The 25,054-nt window shown below is 71.2% G+C and carries 24 protein-coding genes; 8 read left to right on the forward strand and 16 right to left on the reverse strand.

The window, feature by feature from the left end:
* Positions 1 to 67 precede the first annotated feature (67 nt).
* Positions 68 to 817, reverse strand: a complete 750-nt coding sequence (locus ACZ7LU_RS20625; RefSeq protein WP_398306672.1) for a lysophospholipid acyltransferase family protein — start codon at positions 815 to 817, stop codon at positions 68 to 70.
* Positions 818 to 1,061: 244 nt separating this feature from the next.
* Between ACZ7LU_RS20625 and ACZ7LU_RS20630 the strand changes: the two genes are divergently transcribed.
* Entirely contained in the window at positions 1,062 to 1,460 is a 399-nt protein-coding gene (locus ACZ7LU_RS20630) for an SSI family serine proteinase inhibitor (RefSeq protein WP_471917528.1), read from the forward strand.
* Positions 1,461 to 1,528: 68 nt separating this feature from the next.
* Here the strand turns inward: ACZ7LU_RS20630 and ACZ7LU_RS20635 are convergent, their stop codons facing one another.
* From ACZ7LU_RS20635 to ACZ7LU_RS20655, 5 genes are all read right to left on the reverse strand, one after another.
* Positions 1,529 to 1,687, reverse strand: coding sequence for a hypothetical protein (locus ACZ7LU_RS20635; RefSeq protein WP_398306668.1), 159 nt, complete (start codon positions 1,685 to 1,687; stop codon positions 1,529 to 1,531).
* A gap of 87 nt (positions 1,688 to 1,774) precedes the next feature.
* On the reverse strand, positions 1,775 to 2,725 hold the full coding sequence (locus ACZ7LU_RS20640) for a cytochrome c oxidase assembly protein (protein WP_468088825.1): 951 nt from the start codon (positions 2,723 to 2,725) through the stop codon (positions 1,775 to 1,777).
* Between the two features lie 127 nt (positions 2,726 to 2,852).
* Positions 2,853 to 3,878 (reverse strand): 6-phosphofructokinase, encoded by a 1,026-nt coding sequence (locus ACZ7LU_RS20645; RefSeq protein ID WP_398306664.1) that lies wholly within the window; start codon positions 3,876 to 3,878, stop codon positions 2,853 to 2,855.
* A 187-nt stretch (positions 3,879 to 4,065) separates the two neighbouring features.
* On the reverse strand, positions 4,066 to 4,794 hold the full coding sequence (locus tag ACZ7LU_RS20650; protein WP_398306662.1) for a type 1 glutamine amidotransferase: 729 nt from the start codon (positions 4,792 to 4,794) through the stop codon (positions 4,066 to 4,068).
* A 38-nt stretch (positions 4,795 to 4,832) separates the two neighbouring features.
* Positions 4,833 to 6,071: a MurT ligase domain-containing protein gene (locus ACZ7LU_RS20655; protein WP_468308109.1), complete on the reverse strand. Its 1,239-nt coding sequence runs from the start codon at positions 6,069 to 6,071 to the stop codon at positions 4,833 to 4,835.
* Between the two features lie 152 nt (positions 6,072 to 6,223).
* On the opposite strand from ACZ7LU_RS20655, the gene def reads away from it, so the two are divergent.
* Positions 6,224 to 6,787, forward strand: coding sequence for a peptide deformylase (def, locus tag ACZ7LU_RS20660; RefSeq protein WP_471917529.1), 564 nt, complete (start codon positions 6,224 to 6,226; stop codon positions 6,785 to 6,787).
* Positions 6,788 to 6,792: 5 nt separating this feature from the next.
* Here the strand turns inward: def and ACZ7LU_RS20665 are convergent, their stop codons facing one another.
* The gene (locus ACZ7LU_RS20665) at positions 6,793 to 7,443 is read right to left on the reverse strand and encodes a TetR/AcrR family transcriptional regulator (protein ID WP_398306656.1); all 651 of its coding nucleotides are present in this window, start codon (positions 7,441 to 7,443) and stop codon (positions 6,793 to 6,795) included.
* 181 nt (positions 7,444 to 7,624) lie between these two features.
* Between ACZ7LU_RS20665 and ACZ7LU_RS20670 the strand changes: the two genes are divergently transcribed.
* Positions 7,625 to 8,851 carry an acyl-CoA dehydrogenase family protein gene (locus ACZ7LU_RS20670; protein WP_471917530.1) on the forward strand — a complete coding sequence of 409 codons (1,227 nt, stop codon included), beginning with the start codon at positions 7,625 to 7,627 and terminating at the stop codon, positions 8,849 to 8,851.
* A 33-nt stretch (positions 8,852 to 8,884) separates the two neighbouring features.
* On the opposite strand, the gene ACZ7LU_RS20675 is transcribed toward ACZ7LU_RS20670, so the two are convergent.
* The 4 genes from ACZ7LU_RS20675 to ACZ7LU_RS20690 form a co-directional block, all read right to left on the reverse strand.
* Positions 8,885 to 9,673, reverse strand: a complete 789-nt coding sequence (locus tag ACZ7LU_RS20675) for a GNAT family N-acetyltransferase (RefSeq protein WP_471917531.1) — start codon at positions 9,671 to 9,673, stop codon at positions 8,885 to 8,887.
* A gap of 80 nt (positions 9,674 to 9,753) precedes the next feature.
* Positions 9,754 to 10,794, reverse strand: coding sequence for a PhlD (locus tag ACZ7LU_RS20680; RefSeq protein WP_471917532.1), 1,041 nt, complete (start codon positions 10,792 to 10,794; stop codon positions 9,754 to 9,756).
* A gap of 117 nt (positions 10,795 to 10,911) precedes the next feature.
* Positions 10,912 to 11,733, reverse strand: coding sequence for an MmyB family transcriptional regulator (locus tag ACZ7LU_RS20685; protein WP_398306648.1), 822 nt, complete (start codon positions 11,731 to 11,733; stop codon positions 10,912 to 10,914).
* A 518-nt stretch (positions 11,734 to 12,251) separates the two neighbouring features.
* Entirely contained in the window at positions 12,252 to 13,136 is an 885-nt protein-coding gene (locus ACZ7LU_RS20690; RefSeq protein ID WP_471917533.1) for a Gfo/Idh/MocA family protein, read from the reverse strand.
* A gap of 296 nt (positions 13,137 to 13,432) precedes the next feature.
* On the opposite strand from ACZ7LU_RS20690, the gene ACZ7LU_RS20695 reads away from it, so the two are divergent.
* Complete coding sequence (locus ACZ7LU_RS20695) at positions 13,433 to 14,893, forward strand: MFS transporter (protein ID WP_471917534.1); 1,461 nt, start codon at positions 13,433 to 13,435, stop codon at positions 14,891 to 14,893.
* 106 nt (positions 14,894 to 14,999) lie between these two features.
* Here the strand turns inward: ACZ7LU_RS20695 and ACZ7LU_RS20700 are convergent, their stop codons facing one another.
* The gene (locus ACZ7LU_RS20700; RefSeq protein WP_471917535.1) at positions 15,000 to 15,944 is read right to left on the reverse strand and encodes a DMT family transporter; all 945 of its coding nucleotides are present in this window, start codon (positions 15,942 to 15,944) and stop codon (positions 15,000 to 15,002) included.
* A 174-nt stretch (positions 15,945 to 16,118) separates the two neighbouring features.
* Between ACZ7LU_RS20700 and ACZ7LU_RS20705 the strand changes: the two genes are divergently transcribed.
* Positions 16,119 to 16,682 carry a TetR/AcrR family transcriptional regulator gene (locus ACZ7LU_RS20705; protein WP_471917773.1) on the forward strand — a complete coding sequence of 188 codons (564 nt, stop codon included), beginning with the start codon at positions 16,119 to 16,121 and terminating at the stop codon, positions 16,680 to 16,682.
* 239 nt (positions 16,683 to 16,921) lie between these two features.
* A complete protein-coding gene (asnB, locus tag ACZ7LU_RS20710) occupies positions 16,922 to 18,766 on the forward strand; it encodes an asparagine synthase (glutamine-hydrolyzing) (RefSeq protein WP_471917536.1) in 1,845 nt (614 codons plus the stop codon).
* 16 nt (positions 18,767 to 18,782) lie between these two features.
* On the opposite strand, the gene ACZ7LU_RS20715 is transcribed toward asnB, so the two are convergent.
* Both ACZ7LU_RS20715 and ACZ7LU_RS20720 read right to left on the reverse strand, forming a co-directional pair.
* Positions 18,783 to 19,076 (reverse strand): plasmid mobilization protein, encoded by a 294-nt coding sequence (locus ACZ7LU_RS20715; RefSeq protein ID WP_471114770.1) that lies wholly within the window; start codon positions 19,074 to 19,076, stop codon positions 18,783 to 18,785.
* A gap of 214 nt (positions 19,077 to 19,290) precedes the next feature.
* Positions 19,291 to 20,046: a sulfite exporter TauE/SafE family protein gene (locus tag ACZ7LU_RS20720; RefSeq protein WP_468558373.1), complete on the reverse strand. Its 756-nt coding sequence runs from the start codon at positions 20,044 to 20,046 to the stop codon at positions 19,291 to 19,293.
* A 168-nt stretch (positions 20,047 to 20,214) separates the two neighbouring features.
* Here ACZ7LU_RS20720 and ACZ7LU_RS20725 point away from each other — a divergent pair, with 168 nt between their 5' ends.
* Complete coding sequence (locus ACZ7LU_RS20725) at positions 20,215 to 21,147, forward strand: LysR family transcriptional regulator (protein ID WP_471917537.1); 933 nt, start codon at positions 20,215 to 20,217, stop codon at positions 21,145 to 21,147.
* Here ACZ7LU_RS20725 and ACZ7LU_RS20730 read toward each other — a convergent pair.
* Complete coding sequence (locus ACZ7LU_RS20730) at positions 21,117 to 22,349, reverse strand: RNA polymerase sigma factor (RefSeq protein WP_471917538.1); 1,233 nt, start codon at positions 22,347 to 22,349, stop codon at positions 21,117 to 21,119. The genes ACZ7LU_RS20725 and ACZ7LU_RS20730 overlap by 31 nt on opposite strands.
* A 31-nt stretch (positions 22,350 to 22,380) precedes the next feature.
* Positions 22,381 to 22,797, reverse strand: coding sequence for a YciI family protein (locus ACZ7LU_RS20735; RefSeq protein WP_468088800.1), 417 nt, complete (start codon positions 22,795 to 22,797; stop codon positions 22,381 to 22,383).
* 196 nt (positions 22,798 to 22,993) lie between these two features.
* On the opposite strand from ACZ7LU_RS20735, the gene ACZ7LU_RS20740 reads away from it, so the two are divergent.
* A complete protein-coding gene (locus ACZ7LU_RS20740; RefSeq protein ID WP_471917539.1) occupies positions 22,994 to 25,045 on the forward strand; it encodes a pectinesterase family protein in 2,052 nt (683 codons plus the stop codon).
* The last annotated feature ends 9 nt before the right edge of the window (positions 25,046 to 25,054 follow it).

Raw genomic sequence — 25,054 nt, forward strand, 5'->3', positions numbered from 1 at the left:
GTCCCGGCATACGTGCGCCGAAGAGGGATCTGCTCTCGGCAGACGGGCGAAGGCAGGGGAGCGGTGCTCAGCTCAGTGGCGGCTTCGGGAACCTGCGGCGCTCCCTGGCGCCCGCCGCCGCGCGCTCACGCTCGGCCTCCGCCGCTTCCTCCGCCTTCACGACCGCCGCGTACTTGTCGACGTACTCCTGCCCGGAGAGCCCGAGGATCGCGTACATGATCTCGTCGGTGACGGCGCGGAGGACGGCCTTCTCGTTGTCCATGCCGACGTATCGGGAGAAGTCGAGGGGTTCGCCGAAGCGGATCGTCACCCGCTTGAGGTTCGGGACCTTCTGGCCCGGTGGCTGCGCCTCGAACGTGCCGATCATGGCGCACGGCACGACCGGCACCTGGGCCTTGAGCGCCATCGCCGCGACGCCGACCTTGCCCTTGTACAGCCGGCCGTCGTGCGAGCGGGTGCCCTCCGGATAGATGCCGAGCAGTTCGCCCTTGCGCAGCACGCAGAGGCCCTCACGGATCGCCGCCTGCCCCGCCTCCTTGCCGGACCGGTCCACCGGGATCTGCCCGGCGCTGCGGAAGAACGCGGCCGTCAGCCGTCCCTTGATGCCCGGCCCCGTGAAGTACTCGGCCTTCGCGAGGAACGTGATGCGGCGCTTGATGATCGCCGGCATAAGGAAGTGGTCGGAGAACGACAGGTGGTTGCCCGCGACGATCGCCGCGCCGGAGTCCGGCACATGTTCCAGGCCCTCGATTCTGGGCCGGAACATCAGCCGGAGCAGCGGGCCGAGGATCACGTGCTTGAGCAGTAGGTAGAACATGGCGGCAGCCTTCCCCCTCGTCCCGGTGCCGACGCACGGTAGTCAATCGGTGGCGCGGATGCGAGAGCCCGTTCGGGCCCTTGCGCGGGGCCGAGCGGGGGAACGACCGGCGCGGCGGTTCGCCGGGCGGCGCGTACGAGGGGTGCCCTGGGCTCGCCCCGGCGTCGTCGACGCCACGGAACGTCACCGTCCCGGTCGACGTCGCAGACGCCGTCGCGTCCGACCTGTATCCCGGAGGTTCCCCATGCGTCCGTTCGCCCTCGCCGCCGCCGCTCTGCTCTCCCTCGGCTCCCTCGGCGCGCTCACTCCCGCCCAGGCGGCGGACCCGGCCCCGGCCCCGAAGCGCGGCCTCTTCCTCACCGTCACCGGCGCCCAGAACACCTGGATCCGCGGTGTGCTGCTGCGCTGCGAGCCCGGGCCGTCGGGTCCCCACCCGCAGGCGGCCGAGGCCTGCGAGGCGATCGCTCGGGCGAGGGGGAACTTCGACGCGCTCCCCGACGACCCGCACGCGTGCACGAAGGAGTACGAGCCGGTCAGCGTGAAGGTGACCGGGTCGTACAAGGGCCGGCCGGTCGGCTGGCGCAAGACGTACCCGAACGCCTGCGCGCTCGACGCGGACACCGGCCACGTCTTCCGCTTCTGAGCCCCGCGCTTCTGACAGTTCCGTGGCAGGGCTTCGCGCGTCGTGGCGGCTGTCGCGCGGTACCGCGCTCATGCGGCGCGCGACAGCACCATCGCCAGTGTGATCAGACCGAGCACGACCCAGCCGAACCACAACCAGCCGTTGCTCCCGAGCGCCGCTGTATAGGCCGTCACCATGACCAGGCCTCCGATGGTGAACCCACCCATGGTCTTCGTGGAACCGGGCATCGCTCAGCCTCCTCCCGGCAGTCCGCGGCGCCCACGCGCCCGGACCGCGGTCCGAAGACCATCGTGACCCGGGAAGACCCTCTGGCGCTAGCGTCCGCGAGCGGCCAGTGAGGCCAGATAGGCGTTGTACGCCTCCAGCTCCTTGTCACCGTCGCGGTCCGCGGCACGGTCCTTGCGCCGCGCCTCACGGTCCTCGGAGCGCCGCCACTGGAAGAGCAGGGCTACCAGGACCACCACGGACGGGATCTCGCTGAACGCCCAGGCGATGCCGCCCGCCGCCTCCTGGTCCTCCAGCGCGTCGATGCCGAGCGAGGCGGGCGGGTGCATGTACGTGCCGATCATCGGCTGCGTCGCCATCATCAGCGCGATGCCGAAGAACGCGTGGAACGGCATGCCCGCGAACAGCTCCAGCATCCGCATGATGTAGCCCGGCCGGTGCGGCCCCGGGTCGACACCCATGATCGGCCAGAAGAAGACCAGGCCGACGGCGAGGAAGTGGACCATCATCCCGATGTGGCCCGGCTTGGAGCCCATCAGCGTGTCGAAGAGCGGCGTGAAGTAGAGCGCGTACAGGCTCGCGATGAACAGCGGGATCGTGAACGCGGGATGCGTGATGATCTTGATGTACCGGCTGTGCAGCAGCCAGAGCAGCCACTCGCGCGGGCCCTTGCTGCCGCGGGAGGCGACCGGCAGCGCGCGCAGCGCCAGCGTGATGGGCGCACCGAGTAGCAGCAGGATCGGCGACAGCATGCTGATCACCATGTGCTGCACCATGTGCACGCTGAACATGACCATGCCGTAGTCGTTGAGCTTGGTGCACATCACGAGCAGCACGGTCAGGATGCCGAGCACGAACGAGATCGTGCGGCCCACCGGCCACTTGTCGCCGCGCCGCACGAGCCGCGCCACCCCCCACCCGTACAGGGCGAGCGCCACCAGGCAGCCGATGAGGAAGAAGGGATCGGCCGACAGTTCGAGGCCTCGCCCCAGCGTGAACGGCGGCAGATCCATGTTCATGCCGTGCCCGCTGTGATCCATCCAGTGGCTCCTGATTCGTGCGGATTGTGCGACGTGTGTCCGCACCAGAGTAGAACCGCCCCCGGCCGCTGCTGCGACCGGGGGCGAGTAAAGCGAATAAGGCGAGTAGTACGCGGGGCGACGGAAACTAGAGCACGCACTCCGCTTCGGCGTACCGCTCCTCGGGCACCGTCTTCAGCGTCTCGACGGCCTCGGCCAGCGGCACCATCGTGATGTCCGTGCCGCGCAGGGCGGTCATGTGGCCGAACTCGCCGCGGTGCACGGCCTCCACGGCGTGCCAGCCGAAGCGGGTCGCGAGGACGCGGTCGTACGCCGTGGGGGTGCCGCCGCGCTGCACGTGGCCGAGGATGACCGGGCGGGCCTCCTTGCCGAGGCGCTGCTCCAGTTCGAGGGAGAGCTGCCGGGCGATGCCGGCGAACCGCTCGTGGCCGTAGACGTCCTTGCCGCCCTCGTCGAACTCCATGGAGCCCGCGCGAGGCTTGGCGCCCTCGGCGGCCACGACGATGGCGAACTTCTTGCCGGCGGAGAAGCGCTCACCGACCTTCGCGGCCAGCTCCTCGATGTCGAAGGGGCGCTCCGGGACGACGATGGCGTGCGCGCCCGCCGCCATGCCCGAGTGCAGGGCGATCCAGCCGGTGTGCCGCCCCATCACCTCGACGATGAGCACGCGCTGATGCGACTCCGCGGTGGTCTTGAGGCGGTCGAGGGCCTCGGTCGCGACGCCGACGGCCGTGTCGAAGCCGAAGGTGACGTCCGTGACCGCGATGTCGTTGTCGATGGTCTTGGGCACTCCGACGATGGGCAGGCCCGCGTCGGAGAGGAGCCGGGCCGCCTTGAGGGTGCCCTCGCCGCCGATCGGGATGATCGCGTCGAGGCCGAGCTCGGCGACGTGCCCCCTGGCGCGCTCCACGCCGTCCCGCAGGTGCGCGGGCTGGACGCGCGAGGAGCCGAGGATCGTTCCGCCGCGGGCGAGGATGCCGCCCACCGCGTCGAGGTCCAGCTTGCGGTAGTCGCACTCCAGGAGGCCTTTCCAGCCGTCGTGGAAGCCGATGACCTCGTCGCCGTGGTCCACCACCGCGCGGTGCACGACGGAGCGGATGACGGCGTTCAGGCCGGGGCAGTCGCCGCCGGAGGTCAGGACACCAATGCGCATTGCCCGGAATACCTTTGCAACGTGGGTCGATGACCGGACCACGTCGTCCGGCTGGATCCCCGCCACCCTATAGGCGCCGGGGGGCGGGGCCGCACCTCGCGTCCGAAGGCTGGACGGCCCCGCTCACATGTGCGGGCGGGGCGTCAAGCGGGCTTCGATCCGGCGTGTTCCGGGGTGTTCCGGGGTGTTACGCGGGCTGCTGCGCGGCGTTGATGCGCTCGGCGCGCAGCGCCTCGTACCACCGGTCGTCCGTCGGCGGCAGCGCGTTCACATCGAGGGCCAGCTTGAGCAGCAGGTCCGCGATGAGCGGGTTGCGGGCGAGGACGGGGCCGTGCATGTACGTCCCGAAGACCGTGCCGTTGTACGCGCCCTCGGTGCCGTCGCCCGTGCCGTTGCCCCGGCCGAGGGTGACGCGGGCGAAGGGCCGCGCGGCCGGGCCGACGTGCGTGATGCCCTGGTGGTTCTCGAAGCCGGTCAGCGGGGGCAGGCCCAGCTGCGGGTCGATGTCGGCGAGCACGTCGCCGACGCACCGGTCGCCCTCGCCGCGGGTGGAGACCACGTCGAGGAGGCCGAGACCGGGCTCGCGCTGGCCGAGGTCGTTGATGAACTCGTTGCCCAGGATCTGGTAGCCGGCGCAGACCGAGAAGACGATCGCTCCGTTGCCCACCGCGCGCTGCAGGCCGCCGTCGCGGCGCAGCCGCTCGGCCGCGAGGCGCTGCGGGCGGTCCTCGCCGCCACCGATCAGGTAGATGTCGCCGGAGGTGGGCACCGGCTGGTCGCTGCGTACGTCGTAGCGCTCGACCTGGAGGCCGCGCTGGTGGGCGCGGCGCTCCACGACCAGGGCGTTGCCCTGGTCTCCGTACGTGCTCAGCAGGTCGGGGTAGACCCACACCAGCCGCAGGCTGTTGTCGCTCATGCTCATTTGTCCCTACGAAGATCTAGAGGCCGGGCGGGTCAGTTGCCGACGCGGCGGCGCAGGTCCTGGAACGCGGTGTAGTTCGCGATCGTCTCGATGCGTCCCGGCGGGGCGAACTGCACCGCCTCGTCGACGCTCTCGCAGACCCGGAAGTCCAGGTTCGCGACCTCCAGGCGGACGGCCAGGTCCAGCTTGCGGTCGCCGAGCACGAAGATCGGGTGACCGGCGAGCCGGGTGTAGTCGACGTCCCAGAGCCAGGAGGTGTCCGTGCCGTCCGCCCCCCGGGCGTTCACGGAAAGGATCACCGGGGTGGGCGGCGGGTCGATCAGCGAAAACGTTTCGAGCCAGCCCGCCGGGTTCTTCGCCAGGAGCAGGCGCAGGTCGCGGCCCTGGAACTGCACGACGTCGTAGCGTCCGGCGACCGCCTGCACCTGGTACATCCGCTCCAGGGCGACCTGCGGAGGCACGCCGAAGACGGCGGCGACGGCCGCCGAGGTGGCGGCGTTGGCCTTGTTGGCGCGGCCGGGCAGCTGGAGGTGGATCGGCCAGGCCGAGCCGTGCGGGTCCAGGACGTGGTCGCCGGAGAGCACCCAGCTGGGCGCCGGGCGGCGGAAGCCGCACTCGCCGCAGAACCAGTCGTCCCCGGGGCGCTGCATGACGCCGCCGCAGGACGGGCACGACCAGGCGTCGTCCTTCCACTCCTGGCCTGCGGCCACCCACACCACGTTCGGTGAGGAGGAGGCCGCCCAGACGACCAGCGGGTCGTCGGCGTTGGCGATGACGACGGCCTTGGAGCCCGCCAGGCCCTCGCGCCACTTCTCGGCGAGCATGCGGGTCTCGGCGGCGCGGTCCAGCTGGTCGCGCGAGAGGTTCAGCAGGGCGATCGCCTTGGGGTCGACGTCACGGGCGACACCCGCGAGGTACTTCTCGTCGACCTCGATCACACCGAACCTGGCGTCGGACCCGCCGGCGAGCGCCGAGGTGATTCCGGCGGGCATGTTCGCACCGAGCGCGTTCGAGACGACGGGGCCGCTGGCCCGCAGCGCCTCGGCGATCAGGCGCGTGGTGGTCGTCTTGCCGTTGGTGGCCGACACGAGGACCACGTCCAGGTGCGTGGCGAGCCGTCCGAGCAGCTCGGGGTCGAGCTTGAGCGCGACCTTGCCGCCGATCACCGATCCGCTGCCGCGGCCGGCAGCCCGCGAGACCGCCGCGGCCGCCTTGCCCGCCGTCACGGCCAGCTTGGCCCGCGGCGACAGCGGGTCCGTGTTGCCTGACATCTGTCGAGATCCTCCTTGCGTACGGCGCCGCGCCTGCCCCCGGCATCGTTTCGCTGCTCAGCCTATCGAGATCCACTGACAAGCCCGAATCACGGCACCACCTCGGCACCTCGGCGGTGCCGCTCCATGCCGAGGACCGTACTCTTGCCGCCATGCGACACGGCACGATCCCGGGCGCCTCGGGGCGCGTACGACCTCTGACCCTGCTCGGTGACCCCGTGCTGCACACGGCCTGCGAGGAGGTCACCGACTTCGGGCCCGAACTGGCGCGTCTCGTCGAGGACATGTTCGCGACGATGTACGCCGCGCGGGGCGTGGGACTCGCCGCGAACCAGATCGGCGTGGGCCGGCGGGTGTTCGTGTACGACTGCCCCGACGACGAGGACGTCCGGCACCTCGGGCACGTGGTCAACCCGACACTCGTCGAGGTGGACGGCGTCACGGTGCGCGGCCCGGAGGGCTGCCTGTCGCTGCCGGGACTCGAAGCGGGCACGCCGCGTTTCGACCACGCCGTGGTCGAGGGCGTCGATGTGCGGGGGGAGCCCGTGCGGGTGCACGGGACGGGCTGGTTCGCGCGCTGTCTCCAGCACGAGTGCGACCACTTGGACGGCGGTGTCTACACCGACCGCCTCACGGGCTGGCGGCGCCGCAGGGTGCTGCGGGCCGCCGCCAGGGCTTCGTGGAACTCCCGAGAGGCCGGGAGCGGGAACTCCTGAAGGGCTCAGAACCCGGGACCGCCGACGCGGTTGCCCGCCGCCGCGAGCCGGCCCCACAGCAGGTCGGCGAGGCTGCGCACCAACTGGGCGCGTGAGCACGGCCGTTCGCCGAGCCACCAGTCGCCGGCCGCGTGCATCATGCCGACGATGCCGTGCCCCCACACCCGGGCGAGCTCGGCGCTCTCCGGCCCGAGGTCGACGCGCTCCTCGATGACCTCGGCGAGCTCCTCGCCGAGGCGGCGCAGCAGGGGGGCCGAGTGCAGGCCGACGTCGAAGCCCTGCTCGCCGGGTGAGGGGGCCTCCGACGGATGCATGAGGAAGCGGTAGACCTGGGGGCGTGCCTCGATCGCCGAGAGATAGGTGTCGAGCGTCGCCTCGACCCGCTCCCTGCGCTCGGCGGGTGCGTCGAGGGCGGCGCGCAGGGCTTCGAGGAGTGCGTCGGTGTGCCGCTTGGCGAGCGCGGCGTAGAGGCCGCCCTTGTCGCCGAAGTGGCGGTAGAGGATCGGCTTGGTGATGCCCGCCTCGGCGGCGATGGCGTTCATCGAGGCGCCGGGGCCGTCGCGGAGCACGACCCGGTCCGCGGCCTCGAGCAGCTCCCGCCGACGCCGCTGATGATCCGCGGACCGTGGCTGATCGGTCTGCTGCGTGGTCTCCATCGTTTCTCCCCGCCCGTGCTGAATCGGTGACGCACGCGCAACGTAACACCCGGCGGCCGACAGGCATCGAACGGGCCGCCGGGAGTTGACATGGACTACTGGCCGGTAACACACTTCTGGTTACCGCAAGTAACGCCGTGGCTGATCGCAGCCGCAGCTGATCGCAGGTCCTGGAGGGGTCATGGCCGAGTTCACCATGGAGCTCAACGACGAACAGAAGGAAGTCCGTGACTGGCTCCACGGATTCGCCGCCGAGGTGATCCGCCCCGCGGCCGCCGAATGGGACGAGCGCGAAGAGACCCCGTGGCCCATCATCCAGGAAGCGGCGAAGATAGGGATCTACTCGCTCGATTTCTATGCCCAGCAGTTCTTCGACCCCTCCGGCCTCGGCATCCCGATGGCCACCGAGGAGATCTTCTGGGGTGACGCGGGCATCGGCCTGTCCATCATGGGCACCGGCCTGGCCGCCGTCGGCGTGCTCGCCAACGGCACCGAGGAGCAGATCGGCACCTGGATCCCGCAGATGTACGGCGACGTGAACGACGTCAAGGTCGCCGCCTTCTGCTCCTCCGAGCCCGACGCGGGCTCCGACGTGGCCGCGATGCGCACCCGCGCCGTCTACGACGAGGCCAAGGACGAGTGGATCCTCAACGGCACGAAGACTTGGGCGACCAACGGCGGCATCGCCAACGTCCACGTCGTCGTCGCGGTCGTCGACCCCGAGCTCGGCTCGAAGGGCCACGCCTCCTTCATCGTCCCGCCGAACACCCCCGGCCTCGCGCAGGGCCAGAAGTTCAAGAAGCACGGCATCCGTGCCTCGCACACCGCCGAGGTCGTCCTGGAGGACGCACGCGTCCCCGGCCACTGCCTGCTCGGCGGCAAGGAGAAGCTCGACGAGCGCCTCGCCCGCGCCCGCGAGCGCGCCAAGTCCGGCGGCGAGCGCGTGAAGAACGCCGCGATGGCCACGTTCGAGGCGTCCCGTCCGGCGGTCGGCGCCATGGCGGTGGGCACGGCCCGCGCCGCGTACGAGGAGGCCCTGGAGTACGCCAAGACGCGCACCCAGTTCGGCCGCCCGATCATCGACAACCAGGGCGTCGCCTTCCAGCTCGCCGACATGCGCACCCAGATCGACGCGGCCCGCCTCCTGGTGTGGCGCGCCTCCTGGATGGCCACGACCGGCAAGAAGTTCGAGTCGGCCGAGGGCTCCATGTCGAAGCTGTACGCGAGCGAGGTCGCGAAGAAGGTCACCGCGCAGGCCGTGCAGATCCTCGGCGGCAACGGCTACACCCGCGAGTACCCGGTGGAGCGCATGCACCGCGACGCCGCGATCTACACGATCTTCGAGGGCACGAGCGAGATCCAGCGCCTCGTCATCGCGCGCACGCTGTCGGGGATGCCGATCCGCTAGACCGGCGCGCCGGCGCGGCCCGCGCGGGCGTCCCTACGGCTGGTACACGTACGGCGTGGTCGTGCAGAGCGTGGTGAAACCGAGGCGGTCCAGGATGGGGCGGCTGTCGGCGGAGGCGTCGACCTGGAGATAGCGGTAGCCGCGCTCGACGGCGATGCGGGCGCGGTGGGCCACCGTCGCGCGGTAGATGCCCTTGCCGCGCCACTGCGGATCGGTGCCGCCGCCCCAGAGGCCGGCGAAGTCGGTGCCGGGACGGAACTCCATCCGCGCTCCGCACACCGGCCGGTCACCGGCCATGGCGACGACCGCGACGATGTCGTCGGGCGCCTCGGTGAGCTGGGCGAGCACGCGCCGGGCGAGGTGCTCGCTCAGCGCGGCGTCGCCCTCCCCGAAGGCCGCGAGGTGGGCTTCGGCCATGAGCCGCACGCCCTCGGCGTCCGTCACCGGGAGCAGCCGCACGCCGTCGGGCAGTTCGGGCCCCGCGGGCAGCGAGGCGGCCTCGGCGACCATCACGGTCTCCACCGGCTCGGCCTCGAAGCCGGCCGCGAGGAGGCGTTCGGCGAGGTCGGCGGGTTGGTCGTAGGAGTGCAGCTTCCACTCGAACTCGCGCCCGGCCGCGGTGTAGTGGCGCACCTGCTCCGCTATGACGGCGTCGGCCGTCGACGCGTCGATGCCGGCCCACAGGACGCCGTTCCAGTCGTGTGCCGAGCCGGTCACCCGCACGACACCGCCGGTCCGCTCGACCCGCGTGTCGCCGCCCTCGCCCTGCGTGTCGTGCCGTAGCTGCCGGTCGTACGCGGTCAATACCGCTGCATGATCCATGGGGTCACCTCAGCAGGGCGGTGCGGTGGCGGCAACCGGTTTTGGCGGGCGGCGGGCTCGGCCCTGTCAGCGGCTGTGGGTCATGCCTGCCAGCGGCAGCGCGCGGCCGCGGTGGCGAAGCCGGGGCCGAAGGCGACGGCCGCGCCGTGTGCGCCGTCGTGCGGGGGATCGGCGTGGGTGCGTTCCAGGACGCGCAGAATGCTCACGCCGCCGAGGTTTCCCTCGTGGCTGAGCGTGTCCGTGGAGTGCCGTGCGGCGTGCTCGTCCAGGCGCAGGGCGTCCGCCGTGTCGTCGATGATGCGGGGGCTGCCGGGGTGGATGAGGGCGAAGTCGGGCCGGCGCGGCCCGAGCCACTCCAGGAGCGGGGGCAGCACGTCGGTGACGGCGGCCAGGACCTGTTTCGTGGAGTCGAAGTGGATGCCGTCGGTGGAGATCCGGCCGCGCTGGCGTTCGACACTGTCCGGCAGGACGTACTCGAAGGTGTCCTCGACGGCGAGACCGGGCCCCAGCGGTGTGTCGGTGACGATCGTGGCGGCGGCCGCGTCGCCGAACAGCGCCTTGTAGATCATCGATTCGATGGTGGTGTCGCTGTGGTGGTAGATGCTGGAGAGCACCTCGGCGGCCACCACGAGGACCTTGCTGCCCGGTCGCGCGGCGACGAGGTCGGCGGCGCGGGCGAGCGCCTGGGTGCCGCCCGTGCAGGCCACCGTGGCGAGTGCGACGCGCCGCAGGTCGGGGCGGAGGCCGAGCCGGGAGACCAGGTTGATGTCGAGGTGGGGGACGGCCCAGCTCGTGGTGTGCGTGGTGACGATCGCGTCGATGTCCCGCGCGGCGAGCCCCGCGTCGGCCAGGGCCCCGGTCGCGGCCCGTTCCGCCATGGCGAGCGCGTCGCCGAAGGCGGTGCGGGCGCGCTCCCCGACGTCGGCGGTGCCGGAGACGGTGGGGGAATCGAGGGGGCGGGTGAAGTGGCGGGTCTGGACACCGCTGTTGCCGATGACGCGGAGGATCGCGCGCAGCCGCGGGTGGTCGGCGTGGTGCCTGCTCACATCGTCGGCGATCTCGGCCGTGGTGACCTTGTGGTCGCCGAGGACGGTACGGGGTCTGAGTACGTGAGCGGTCACGAGGCGGCTCCCCGAGGATCGGCAGAGCGGGTGGGGATGTGGCCAACGTACTGCACTGGGGCCGAAGTGCCCTGTTGAGCGCCGTGTGCGGGGGTGGTCCGCCCGGGGCAGGGCGCGTCAGTCCGAGCGGAGAATGGACGCGCGCGAGTGGGTGCGCTGCGTGCCGCGGTGGAACACCAGGATCATCAGCCGGGAGCCGGGCGCCGTCAGGGGCTGAGCGGCACACATGGTGACCCAGCCGGGGCCTTCCAGGGCGTGCAGCAGGGGGCGCTCGTCACCGTCGGGGTGCGGGTGGGAGTTGCCCGCGGTGTAGAGGTCGGCGAGCTCGGGATCGGCGAGGATCTCCTTCTCGATCTGCCGCAGTATGTCGTCGTCGGGCCTGGTGGCGAGCGCCGCCCGCAGCTGCGGCAGCACCATGGGGGCCCAAGCGGTGTGCCAGTTCATCAGCGTCTCGCGGCCGTGCGGGTCGAGGAGCATCCAGCGCAGCGTGTTGCCCGGCACCTTGCCGTTCGGGAACATGCCCGCGAAGGCCGTGTTGTAGGCGAGCATCTCCCAGGACGCGTCCGTCACGTAGGCCATGTGACCGATCCCGTCGACGGCCTCCTGCCAGACTCCGGGCACCTCCTTGCCGGAGGAGAGATGCAGCGGTCCCGGCGGGTCCTGGAGCAGTGCGTAGCGGCAGAGGGAGACCCACTCCTGTTCGTTGAGCCCGAAGAGGCGGGCCACGTCCCGGAGCAACGAGGTCGGCGGATTGGGGTAATTGCCGGACTCGAGGCGGTGATACGTCCCGAACGTGCGGTGGAGCAACTGGTCGACCTGGTGCTGGGACAGGCCGGGGGCGCGCCGGCCCTGACCTGTGGGGCGGGCGAAGCCGTGCGATTCGGGGGCTATGAGGGCGCGTCGTTCGCGGAGCAGAGCGCGGAGCGCCGTCTTGTTCATGGTGGGTAATCCCTCTTGGTGCACGCCGAGTTGGAGCGTGATCAGTCTAAATATTCACATCGGCTTTGGTAGTAAACATTGCCCGAAGAAAACGATCAGTCGCTGGGGCATCATGGAGCGTGCGGGGTCACCGACCTGCAGGTTTGATCGTCGGGTGACGCCCGTGCGCAACAGCGGGGCATCTTGTCCGGGGAGTTCGAGAATGGCTGAAATTCCCCGGCATTGGGTACCCCCTAGGCCTACTGAGGCTGATGCGGGAAGCGTGTGGGACAACTGTTCGTATTTCGGCCCGAGTCGTCGGAGTGGTCGGAATCGGAGCAGCGCAGGACCGCACGGCGCTACTTCCCGCGGTGGCTCCGTAGGATCCCCGGCTGCGGTCGGTGCCGTCACTCGCCATTACGTAGCGGCCACGGTACCGGCCGCCCGTGGTTGCCCCGGGCGGACGCCGTGGCCGCTCTCGCCGAACCCCATGGCCGGACTCGGCCGGATCCCGGCTCACCTCGCTGGTGCCGGGCGGATCACGCGGCCGTGATGTGCTCCTCCGCCTGCGCCAGGATCTCGGTGACCCGCAGCCCGAACCGGACATCGCACGGGTGCGCCGTGCCGCTGCCCGCCGACTCGACGAGCTGGTCGACCGCCGTCCGGAACGCCTCGCCCGGCTCCCACGTCGGCAGCACAACGGTGCCGCTCTCGCCGCGCAGCTCGACGGTCAGCCCCGCGCACTTCGCCGGTGCCGTCAGGCTCAGCGTCGCCGTGCTGGACGCGCCGCCGGTGTGCCGCAGGATCAGATGGGCCGTGTCGCCGGGGCCCGGCGCGGCCGTCACGGCGCTCACGTCGCCGAGTACGGGTATCAGCATGGACAGGGCGTGCGGGCCCACGTCCCACAGGCCGCCCCGGCTCGCACGCCACGGTGACGAGAACGCCTCGGTGCCGTCCGGGCCGTAGAACGAGCCGTACCAGTCGGCGCGGCCGGTGAACCAGCCGCCCGTCGCGACCTGTTCGGACAGCCAGGCCGACGTGTCGGCGGCGAAGCGCAGCGTGAAGAAGACCACGGACGCCACTCCGGCCCGCTCCACCGCGGCGGCGAGGTCCCGTGCCCCGTCGACGGTCGTGGCCACCGGCTTGTCGAGCAGCAGGTGGCAGCCCGCCGCCGCGGCCCGCGCGGCGAGCGGCGCCTGTACGTCGGGCGGTACCGCGAACGCCACCGCGTCGCTGACGGCGAACAACTCGTCCACGTCCGCGTACGCCGTCGTCTTGTGCGCGGCCGCGAGGGTGGCAGCCGCCTCGGGGCGGCGTCCCCAGATGCCGCTGAGGTCGACGCCCGGGTGCCGGGCCAGTGCGGGGGCGTGCGTGGCGGAGGCCCAGGGACCCGTGCCCACCAGGCCGATTCGGAGTCGATTCATGGGCCGCAGTATGACCGAAGCCGCCCCACGGTGACCTCCCGCGGCGGTGGTCCGCCGGTCCGGCGAGGCGGTTCACGGCCAGGGAGGGGCCGGGCAGGGGCCGGGCACGGGGCGATCCGGGGATCATCCGGTCCGACCCACAGAATCTTCGATTCCATCGGTAGAGGTGGAGGGAGAGATTGAGGTGGAGATTGCGGGGCGAATTCCCGGTGGTGAATTGCCATTCACCCACTACGGTGAATTCGAATTCACCGTGTGCGGGCGGGGCCGAGAGATGATCGGGCGGGGGAGACGTCATGGGGTCCGTTCCGGAACCGGGTGACGCACGGGGGCTGCGAGCCCGGCTGACCGTTCCCGTCCTGGCCTTCGGCGGCATCCTCATGGCCGTCACGCAGACGGTGGTCGTGCCGCTGCTGCCCGATCTGCCCCGGCTGACCGGCAGTTCGGCCGGGGTCGTGTCCTGGCTGGTCACCGCGACGCTGCTGGCCGGCGCGGTCCTCGGCCGGGCCGGCGACATGTACGGCAAGCGCCGCGTCCTGCTGCTCGCCCTCGGCCTGATGGCCACGGGCTCGGTGCTCTGCGCGCTCACGTCCGACGTCCGGTTGCTGATCGCGGCGCGCGCCCTGCAGGGCGGCTCCGCCGCGGTGGTGCCGCTGTCCATCAGCATCCTGCGGGACGAACTCCCGCCGCGGCGCACCGCTTCCGCCGTCGCCCTGATGAGCTCGACGGTCGGGATCGGCGCCGCACTCGGTCTGCCGCTGGCCGCGCTCATCGTGCAGTACGCGGACTGGCACGCCATGTTCTGGGCCACAGCGGCACTGAGCACCCTCGGTCTCCTCCTCACCCGGTGGGCCGTGCGGGAGTCACCCGTGCGTTCACCGGGGCGCTTCGACATCCGGGGCGCGCTGGGCCTCACGGCCGGACTGGTCTGCTTGCTGCTCGCGGTGTCGCAGGGCGGCCAGTGGGGGTGGGGGAGCGGCCCGGTCCTCGGCCTGTTCGCGGGTGCCGTCGTCATCCTGCCCCTGTGGTGGCGCACGCAGCTGCGGACGGAACAGCCCCTGGTGGATCTGCGCCTGGCGTCCGGGCGCCGCGTGGCACTGCCGCACGTGACCGCGCTGCTCGCCGGATTCGCCTTCTACGCCAACTCGTTGCTGACCGCGCAGCTGTTGCAGGCGCCCGTCGGCAGTGGTTACGGCCTGGAGCTCTCGATCGTGGCGACCGGCCTGTGCCTGCTGCCCAACGGAGTGGTCATGCTGGTCCTGTCGCCGGTGTCGGCCCGCGTCTCGACGGCTCGTGGCCCTCGGGTGACCCTTGCCGTCGGCGGCGCGATCATGGCGCTCGGCTATCTCGTACGCATCGTGGACAGCCGGGAGTTGTGGGTGATCGTGGTCGGCGCCGCGGTCGTGGCGACCGGGACGACCTTCGCGTACTCGGCGCTGCCCACGCTGATCCTGCGGGCGGTGCCGGTGGAGCAGACCGCGTCCGCGAACGGCGTCAACGTCCTGATGCGGACGATCGGCCAGAGTCTCTCCAGCGCGGCGGTCGCCGCCGTGCTCGTCCGGCACACGTCGTCGGTCGACGGCGTGCAGGTCCCCACGCTGGGCGGCTACCACCTCGCGTTCACCCTGGCGGGAACGGTCGCACTCATCGCCTGCGCCGTCGCCCTGGCCATACCTTCGGAACCGGCCCCGGAGACCGCACGACGGACCACCCGGCGCGGCGGGTCCGCCGAGGGGACGGCACTGGAGGGAAGGTGACATGAGGGGAGGAACGTAACGGCACCGCCCGCGCCGAGCCCGGCCGCCACATGGTCGTCACCTGCTCACCTGCTCACCTGCTCACCTGCCGCGGAGACCGACGAGATCACCGACCGGTACGCGCCCGCCGTGCGGGCCTTCCCGACCCCGCCCTGACCCGGTCCCCCGGCGCGACTGCGGCGGACCGGCCCGCACCCCGCCGTACGACCACCACCGCCGCGAGTCCGACGGCCAGGCCCGACACCGTCTGCGGGCCGAAGGGCTCGCCGAACATCAGGGCGCCCCAGAGCGCGGTCACCGGAGCCATGAGGAACATGAGGGTGTTGACCTGGGTGACCCCGGAGCGCCGCAGGATCAGCCAGTACAGGCCGTACCCGCCGAACGTGGAGAGCGCCACCAGCCACCCGATGGCCGTCCAGAACGACGCTTCGGCGGGCGGCGTCGCGGCTCCCGCCGCCAGCGCGAGTCCCGTGAAGACCACGGCACTGGTGACGCAGTGGACCGTCATCGACACCGAAGGGCCGACCGGGCGGGGTGCGCGCCGGTCCAGGAACGTCGCCGCCACCAGCGAGAGCATGCCGAGGAACGGCACGAGATAGGCCCACCAGGGGGCGCCGCCACCGCCGGAGAAGTCGGCGGCGGTGACGATGACGACTCCGCTCACGCCGAGGACGAGCCCGATCCACTGGGTGCGGGAGACGTACTGGCCGAGCAGCGGCCCGGCGAGGGCTCCCGCGACGAGCGGCTGGGTGCCGTCGATCAGCGCGGTGGTCCCGCTGGAGACGCCGAGCTGGATGGCGTAGTACACGGTGAGGAGGTAGCCGCTCTGCGACAGCGCGCCGACAGCCGCCTGCCGGCCGAGGTCACGCGCCGTCAGGCCCCGCCAGGAGGCACGCGCGAGGACCAGGGCGGCGAGCCCGAGCACCACGGCCAGGGGCAGGAAGCGCCACATCAAGATCGTCACCGCGGACGCGCTGCCCGCGCCCAGTTTGGCGCCGATGAACCCGGAGCTCCAGGTGAGTACGAATGCGGCCGACAGCAGGACGTTCATGGATTCCTCCCCGTCGTGCGATGCGGCTGAGCCGGTGAGCCAGTAGACCGATCTGTATACCTCAGTGGAACGTCGAGTATACAGATCGGTCTACTGCAGGCTTAAGATGGACTCGTGAGCAACGGCATGCACGGAACGGAAGCGGGCGGGGTGGCGGCGCCGCGCCGCATCGTCATGACGCCGGGCGCGCGCCGCGCCCTCGACGCCGCGGGGCGGCTCTTCTACGAGCGAGGCATCCACGCCGTGGGGGTGGACCTGATCGCCGCCGAGGCCGGGGTGACCAAGAAGACCCTCTACGACCGGTTCGGCTCCAAGGAGCAGATCGTCGTCGAGTACCTAGCCGACCGGGACGAGCGCTGGCGTGCCTTCCTCGCCCCGTATCTGGAGGTCGCGCCATCGCCGGGCGCCCGGATCCTGGCCGTCTTCGACGCCTTGCGGGACTGGGTCGATGAGCACTCGGCCAAGGGGTGCGGCATGGTCAACGCGCACGCCGAGATCAGTGACCCCGGCCACCCCGCGTACGCGGTCATCACCGGCCAGAAGGCCTGGATGCTCGCGCTCTTCACCGATCTCGCGGCAGAGATCGCGCCGCGCGGGGCGGCGCGCCTGGGGCGGACGCTGATGCTGCTGCACGAGGGCGCGCTCGTGGCGCACGGCCTCCAGGTGTTCCCCGCCGCCGTCGAGCAGGCGCGCGAGGATGCCGCAGGGCTGTTGAGGGCGGCCAAGGGGGATCGTTGACAAGTCTTTGCCGATGGCCGGAATGTTTCGTTCCGCTGAAGGGGCGGCTTGCGCGCCGGGGCGGATCGAAAGGGGGCTACCCCTGCTCGACGCGGCTCTGGCCTTGGTAAAAAGCGGCCGGAATCGTCGGGGTCGGTGAGACGGCCGCGCAGTCGGCGCGTTGACCGTACGCAATCGGAGGCGCACTCTGCCTATATAGGTGCTAGATACACCTAGTTCGGCGAGCGGAAGGAATGCGCATGTGCGGCATCACCGGCTGGGTCTCCTTCGACCGTGATCTGACGGCCGAGTCCACCACCCTGGACGCCATGACGGAGACGATGTCCTGCCGCGGTCCCGACGACCGCGGCACGTGGACCGGCGGCCCCGCCGGGCTCGGACACCGTCGCCTCGCGATCATCGACCTGCCCGGCGGGCGCCAGCCCATGACCGTCGAGACACCGACGGGCACCGTCGCCCTGGTCTACTCCGGCGAGACCTACAACTTCACCGAGCTCCGCCGTGAACTGGCGGGCCGCGGCCACCGGTTCACCACCGAGTCCGACACCGAGGTCGTGCTGCGCGGCTATCTCGAATGGGGCGAGGCCCTCGCCGAGCGGCTGAACGGCATGTACGCCTTCGCGATCTGGGACGCGCGCCACGACAGGCTCGTCATGATCCGGGACCGCATGGGCATCAAGCCCTTCTACTACTACGAGACGTCCGACGGCGTCCTGTTCGGCTCCGAGCCCAAGGCGATCCTCGCCAACCCGCTGGCCCGCCGCCGCGTCACCCTGGACGGCCTGCGGGAGGTCTTCACGGTCGTCAAGACGCCCGGGCACGCCGTGTGGGACGGCATGCGGGAGGTCGAGCCCGGCACCGTCGTGACGGTCGACCGCGCGGGGCTGCGGCGGCACGTCTACTGGTCGCTGGAGACGCGTCCGCACACCGACGACCGCGACGCGTCCGTCGCGAAGGTGCGGGAGCTCCTCGACGACATCGTGCGCCGCCAGCTCGTCTCCGACGTGCCGCGCTGCACGCTGCTCTCCGGTGGCCTCGACTCCTCGGCGATGACGGCACTCGCGGCGCGTCAGCTGGCCGAGACGGGCGAGACGGTGCGGAGTTTCGCGGTCGACTTCGTCGGCCAGGCCGACAACTTCGTCGCCGACGAGCTGCGCTCCACGCCCGACATGCCCTTCGTGCACGACGTGGCGAAGTCGGCAGGCACCGAGCACCGCGACATCGTCCTGGACTCGCACGCCCTCGCCGACCCGGACGTGCGCGCCAAGATGATCCGCGCACGGGACATCCCCATGGGCTTCGGCGACATGGACGCGTCCCTCTACCTCCTCTTCCGCGCCATCCGCGAGCACTCCACGGTGGCGCTGTCGGGGGAGTCCGCGGACGAGGTCTTCGGAGGCTATCTGCAGTTCTTCGACGAGACGGCGCGGACGGCCGACACCTTCCCCTGGCTGGTGCGGTTCGCCGACCACTTCGGGGACGACGCCGGTGTCCTGCGCTCCGACCTGACCGCCGCGCTCGACCTCCCCGCGTACATCAAGGAGAGCTACGCGACGGCCGTCGCCGGTATCCAACGCCTGGACGGCGAGAGCGACTTCGAGTACCGGATGCGGAAGATGTGCCATCTGCACCTGACGCGATTCGTCCGCGTCCTGCTGGACCGCAAGGACCGCGCGAGCATGGCCGTCGGCCTCGAGGTGCGCGTCCCGTTCTGCGACCACCGTCTGGTCGAGTACGTGTACAACACGCCGTGGGCGCTGAAGTCCTTCGACGGCAGGGAGAAGAGCCTGCTGCGGGAGGCGACGGCCGATGTGCTGCCGCGGTCGGTCTACGACCGGGTGAAGAGCCCGTACCCGTCGACGCAGGACCCCAAGTACGCGGTCGCGCTCCAGGGCCACGTCAAGGAACTGCTCGCCCGGCCCGGCCACCCGGTCTTCGATCTGGTGGACCGCGAGCGGGCCGCGCGGGCCGCCGACCGGGAGGCGCCGCAGATCACCCAGGCCTCCCGCCGTGACCTGGAGCGGACGCTCGACCTGGCGCTCTGGCTGGACCTCTACAAGCCGGAGATCACCCTCAGCAGCTGACTCCCGCCCCGACCTCTCACCGGTCCCGCTCGCCTCCCAGGGCCTTCGGCTCGGCCGAGGTGGCTAGGGTGTCGAGGAACCGCTTGAGCGCGGGCGTCCCGTCCCTCCCCAGCCCCCGCTGGACCGGCGGAACGGCCGCTCCGCGCCGGCTGTCGGACGTCTGGCACGGGCCGGACCGCTCCTCGGTCCGGACGGTCACGGCGCGGCGGACGAACTCGGCCACCGGCATCCCGAGGTGATCCGCGTGACGCGCGATCGCGGCGTACTCATCGGGCGTGAACAAGACCTGCACAGGCTTGGCACCGTCCATGGACGCATGATGCCGCCCGGGCGTGTGTGACGCGGTGCGGTTGGCATATTCGCCCTCGAAGGCGTGAAAACAGGGGAAGACGTCCCCATGAATGGAATGTGACCCCGACCGGACGGGGGAATCTCGGTCGGGGTCACATCATGTTCAACGATAAACCATGGATCGGGGTTCCCTGACCCGGGGGGCCGGGGCTGTGACCTGCGTTACGTCGTCGCTACTGCATGAGCATGATCACTGAAGCCGTCGTCCCCACGACGACGATGAACGTGCGCATGGCCAGCGGCGGGAGCTTGCGCCCGAAGCGGGCGCCGATCAGGCCGCCCACTGTCGAACCCGCGGCGATCAGGCCGGCCGCCGTCCAGTCGATGTCCGCGACGGCGATGAAGACGACGGCCGCGACACCGTTCACGAGGGAGGCGAGGACGTTCTTCGCGGCGTTGAGGCGTTGCAGGTCGTCCGGGAGGAAGGTGCCGAAGAGCGCCATGAGCAGCACGCCTTGGGCCGCGCCGAAGTAGCCGCCGTAGACGCCGGTGACGAGGACTCCGCACCACATGGGGGCGCCGCCGTCGCGGTTCGCTTCGCTCCGGCGGTTCTTGAGCCTGCGGTTCAGCCAGGGTTGCAGCAGGACCAGCAGGCACGCGGTCAGGATGAGCGCCGGGACCACCGCCTGGAAGGCGTCCGCGGGGAGTCGCAGGAGGAGCAGCGCGCCGATCAGGCCGCCGATGAGGGAGGCCGCGCCGAACCGGACCAGGCGTCTCAACTGCCCTTTCATTTCACGGCGGTAGCCGTACGCGGCGCTCAGGGTGCCCGGCACCAGGCCGAGGTTGTTCGACACGTTGGCGAGCACCGGCGGGAGGCCGAACGCCATCAGGGTGGGGAAGGTGATGAGGGTGCCGGACCCGACCACCGCGTTGAGCCCGCCGGCCGCGACACCGGCGGCCCCGACGGCCACCATCTCGAGCGCTTCCACACGTCACCTTTCCCGAGTCGATGGCCCGCGCCCCCGGGGATCCATGAACCCCGGGTCGACGCCCGTCGCCGGGTCGCCGCCCGGGCCATGGACGATCTTGGTGCACGGCGAAAACCCAAGTCAATCCTCAGGTTTCCTTGTAGCCCTCCAAGGGATAACTTCGCCCTCGTGACCCTCGACGACCTTCGCATCTTCATCGCCGTGTGCCGCGCAGGCAGCCTCAGTGCCGTGGCCCGCGACCTGTCCTGTACGCAGTCGGCGGTGAGCCAGCACGTCAAACGCCTGGAGCGGGAGCTCGGCGTCAGTCTCCTGGAGCGGCACGCGCGGGGCGTCGTGCCCACCTCGGCCGGGCGCACCCTGCGGGCAGCCGCCGCCGACGGCATCGGCGGCATCGACCTCGCCGTGCGCCGGCTGCGCGAGCAGGTGCGCGGCGACGGCGGCGCGGTACGGATCACCACAGGGGCCACCTCCGTACGGCACTTCATGGCCGAAGCCGTCGTCGGTTTCCGGGACCGCTATCCGCGCGTCAGCCTGGAATTCCAGACCGTGAGCTCCAGCCGCGGCTGCTTCGACGCGCTCGCCGCCGACGACCTGGACCTCGCCTGGATCACTCTCGGCGAACCCGTGCGCGGCATCGAGCAGCGGCCCGTCGTGGAGCTGCCCTGGGTCCTCGCCGTCCGGACCGACGACCCGCTGGCCGGCCGCCCGCGCGTCGAGCCCGCCGAGCTGGCCTCGGGACAGCTCATCACACCCCCGGAGGGCTCGACTTCGCGCGGTCAACTCGACGCGCACCTCGGCCAGTTGGATGTGGTGCTGCCGACCGTCACCAGCGTCGCCGACTGGGACACCGCCGTCCTCCTCGCCGAGCTCGGGCTCGGCCAGGCCGTCGTGCCCGCGCTGCCCGGCTGGCGCGAGAGCGGCCCCGCGGGCCTCTGCCTTGTCCCGGTCCCGGAGCTGCCGCCGCTCTCGGTGGGCTGGGCGGTGCGCCGCTGGGACGCGCTGAGCCCGCTGGCCCGCGCCTTCGCCGACACCGTCGCCGAACACTGCGCGCCGCTCGGCGCGGTCCCCGCTCAGGGAGCCAGTCTGGCGGCGCGCGTCTGAAGGTAGTGGGCCTCGGGGCGGCTGAGGGTGCCCTGGGCCGCCAACTGGTAGGCGGCGCGGGCCCCTTCGGTGTCGCCCGCCTTCTCCAGCAGATGGGCGCGCACGGCCTCCAGGCGGTAATGGCCCTTCAGTCGGTCCTCCAGCGGGGCCAGTTCACCGAGCCCGGCCCGGGGCCCGTGCACCATCGCGTAGGCCACGGCATGTCCCAGCTCGGCCATCGGCTCGGGCGCGCGGCGTACGAGAACGTCGTACAGGGCGAGGATCTGCGGCCAGTCGGTGGCCTCCGCGTGCTCCGCCTCGTCGTGCAGCGCCGCGATCGCCGCCTGCAACTGATAGGCGCCGGGCGGCCCTTGGGACAGCGCCTCCTCGACGAGCGCCGTGCCCTCGGTGATCGCCTCCCGGTCCCAGCGGGTGCGGTCCTGCTCGTCGAGCGGGATCAGCTCGCCGTGCGGCCCCGTCCGCGCCGCGCCGCGGGCCTCGGTGAGCAGCATCAGCGCCAACAGACCCGTCACCGCGCCCTCGTGGGGCAGGAGGCGGCGTACCGAACGCGCCAGGCGGATCGCCTCGCGGGCGAGTTCCGCGCGGTGCAGGGCCTCGCCGGAGGTCGCCGTGTAGCCCTCGTTGAAGATCAGGTAGAGCACCTGGAGGACCACGGTGAGCCGCGCGTCGCGGTCCTCGGGCCCCGGCTGCAAGAAGGGCACCCCTTTGATCCGCGCCTTCGCCCGGCTAATTCTCTGCGCCATCGTCGCCTGGGGCACCAGATGCGCCCGGGCGATCTCGGCCGTGGTCAGACCGCCGACGGCGCGCAGGGTCAGCGCGACCTGCGCGGCCGGAGTCAGCTGCGGATGACAGCACAGGAACAGCAGCGTGAGCGTGTCGTCGTCGGCCGGGGCGCGGCTCTCGCCCGGCGGGGGAGCGGTGAACGCGTCCCGGGGCGTGAGGCGCGCCGCGTCCTCCTCGCGCCGCCGCCGTGCCTCGTCGGCGCGCAGCTGGTCCATGAGGCGGCGCGAGGCGACCTTGATCAGCCAGCCCCGCGGATTGTCCGGCACTCCGGAGTCCGGCCACTGCCGCGCCGCCGCGAGCAGCGCCTCCTGCACGGCGTCCTCGGCGGCGCCGAAGTGCCCGTACCGGCGTACGAGCGCGCCGAGGACCTGCGGCGCGTGCCGGCGCAGCAGATCCTCGACCCCGGTCGTACGTCTCAACGCCCGTCCCCCGAGGAATGGGCCGTACGTCTCAACACTCGCCTCCCGAGGAGTCCTGCACGGGACGGATCACGACGGGCGGGTCGACGACGCCCTCCGGTCCGGGGCACTCGCTGATGCGCTGTGCGATCTCGGTGACGCGCTCCAGGCTCGCGCATTCGAGCAGCCAGTACCCGGCGAGCACCTCCTTCGTCTCGCCGTAGGGACCGTCCGTGATCACGGGGCGGCCGTCCTTGTCCCTGCTGACGAAGCGGGTCTGCGCCGGCTCCGTGAGCCCTTGCGCGTCGATGAGCTCACCGGACTCGGCGAGGTCGTTGGTGACCTCGCTCATGAACGCGAACATCGCCTGCAGTTCCTTCTCGCTCCACGCCGGACTGTCCGCGGACGGCTTGCCCGCCATCGCTTCGTAGTCGGCCTGCGAGCCCTGCACCATCACCAGATACTTCATGACTTCGCTCCTCGGCTGCGCCGTCACCCCTCGCGGGTGACTTTCACAGGAGACGTCGGAGCGGACGGCGCGTTCTCGACACCTCGCAAAAAAATTGTATCGACGGGCAACCTTCTGTGCCTTCGGCGGCGACTGCTCAGCGGCCCGGTCCACCGGACACGGGCGCCCCCCACGTACGACAGACGGGAAGCGACGCATGACCGACCTCCATGGCAAGGCGCGACACCGCAGAAAGAAGAGGGCCCTTCTGGTGGGCGCCCCGCTGGCCGTCGCCGCGGCCGGCGCGATGGCGTACGGCACGGCTTTCGGCGCGTTCGGCGAGGAGGCGCAGCCCCGCGCGGCCGCCGCCACCGCGGCGGCCCCGGCCTGGGCCGACGACACCGCCGACGGCTTCGCGTCGGTCCACGCGCTGGGGCAGAAGGGGACGTACGGCGGCCGGGACGGGAAGACCGTCACCGTGCGGAGCCTCGCCGAGCTGGAGAAGTACGCGACCGCCCCGGAGCCGTACGTCATCGTCGTGGCCGCGACGATCACCATGGACCCCAAGGGCAAGGAGATCAAGGTCGCCTCCGACAAGACGATCGTGGGCGCGGGCACCTCCGGACAGCTCGTCGGCGGCGGCTTCTTCCTCGGCCGGGGCGTCCACAACGTGATCATCCGGAACCTCACGATCCGGGACTCGTACGACGGCATCTGGAACGACAAGGAGCACGACTGGGACGCCATCCAGATGGACGGCGCGCACCACGTGTGGATCGACCACAACGATCTGCGGCACATGGCCGACGGTCTGATCGACAGCCGCAAGGACACCACCTACGTGACCGTGTCCTGGAACAAGCTGAGCGACAACAACAAGACCTTCGGCATCGGCTGGACCGAGAACGCCACCGCCGACCTCACGATCCACCACAACTGGTTCCGCGAGACCGAGCAGCGCAACCCGTCGACCGACAACGTCGCCCACGCCCACCTGTACAACAACTACCTCCAGGACGACCCGGGCACCGACATCACCTCGTCGTACGGCAACTACTCGCGCGGCAGGACGAAGATGGTCCTGGAGAACAGCTACTTCCAGGGCATCAACAACCCGGTCATCAAGGACGCCACCGCCGCCCTCGTCCAGCGCGGCAACGTCTTCTCCAGGACCAGCGGCCGCAACGAGAGCGGCGGCACGGCGTTCGACCCGAAGGCGTACTACAAGTACAAGCTCGACAAGGCGGCCGACGTCCCCGCGCTCCTCAAGTCCGGCGCGGGCCCCCGGAGTTCCCTCGGCACGACGGCCGGCGCCCGCGCCGATCGCACCCTCACCGTCGCCAAGGACGGCAGCGGCCGGTACACGAGCGTGCAGAAGGCCGTCGACGCCGTCCCGGCGGGCAACTCCTCGCGCGTCGTGATCCGGATCGCGCCCGGCACGTACCGCGAGACGGTGAAGGTCCCGTCGAACAAGCCCCACGTCACCTTTGAGGGCACCGGCACCAGCCGCAAGGACACCGTCATCGTCGAGGGCCACGCCTCCGGGATGACCAAGCCCGGCGGGGGTACGTACGGCACCGGCGGCAGCGCCACCGTCGCCGTGGAGGCCGACGACTTCCAGGCCCGCAACCTCACCATCTCCAACGACTTCGACGAGGCGCGGAACCAGAACCTGGACGGACACCAGGCCGTGGCGCTGCGCACCGCCGCCGACCGGGTCCGCCTCGACTCCCTCATCGTCAGCGGCGACCAGGACACGCTGCTCCTCGACACGGCCGCGAAGGACAGGACGGGCCGGGTCCACATGACCAACTCCTACGTCATCGGCAACACCGACTTCGTCTTCGGCCGCGCCACCGCGGTCATCGACAAGTCCATCCTCACCCTGAAGAAGCGCTGGAACGGCACCTCGGCCGGATACGTCACCGCGCCCAGCACCCCGGCCGGACGCAAGGGCTTCCTCATCACCCGCACCACCATCGACGGTGACGTCACCGCGCGGAGCTTCCACCTCGGCCGCCCCTGGCACGCCGGAGGCGACGCGAGCCTGGACCCGCAGGCCACCATCCGAGACAGCAAGCTCGGCGCGGCCGTCAAGACGGCTCCCTGGACCGACATGGGCGGCTTCTCCTGGAAAGACGACCGCTTCGCCGAGTACAAGAACACCGGCCCCGGCGCGGGCGGCCCCAACGGAGACCGCCCGCACCTCACGGACGCCCAGGCCGCGGACCAGGAGACCGCCGACTGGCTCGGCGACTGGAAGCCCTAGCCGGTCGGG

It is taken from the genome of Streptomyces sp. NPDC039462 (genome assembly GCF_055639375.1).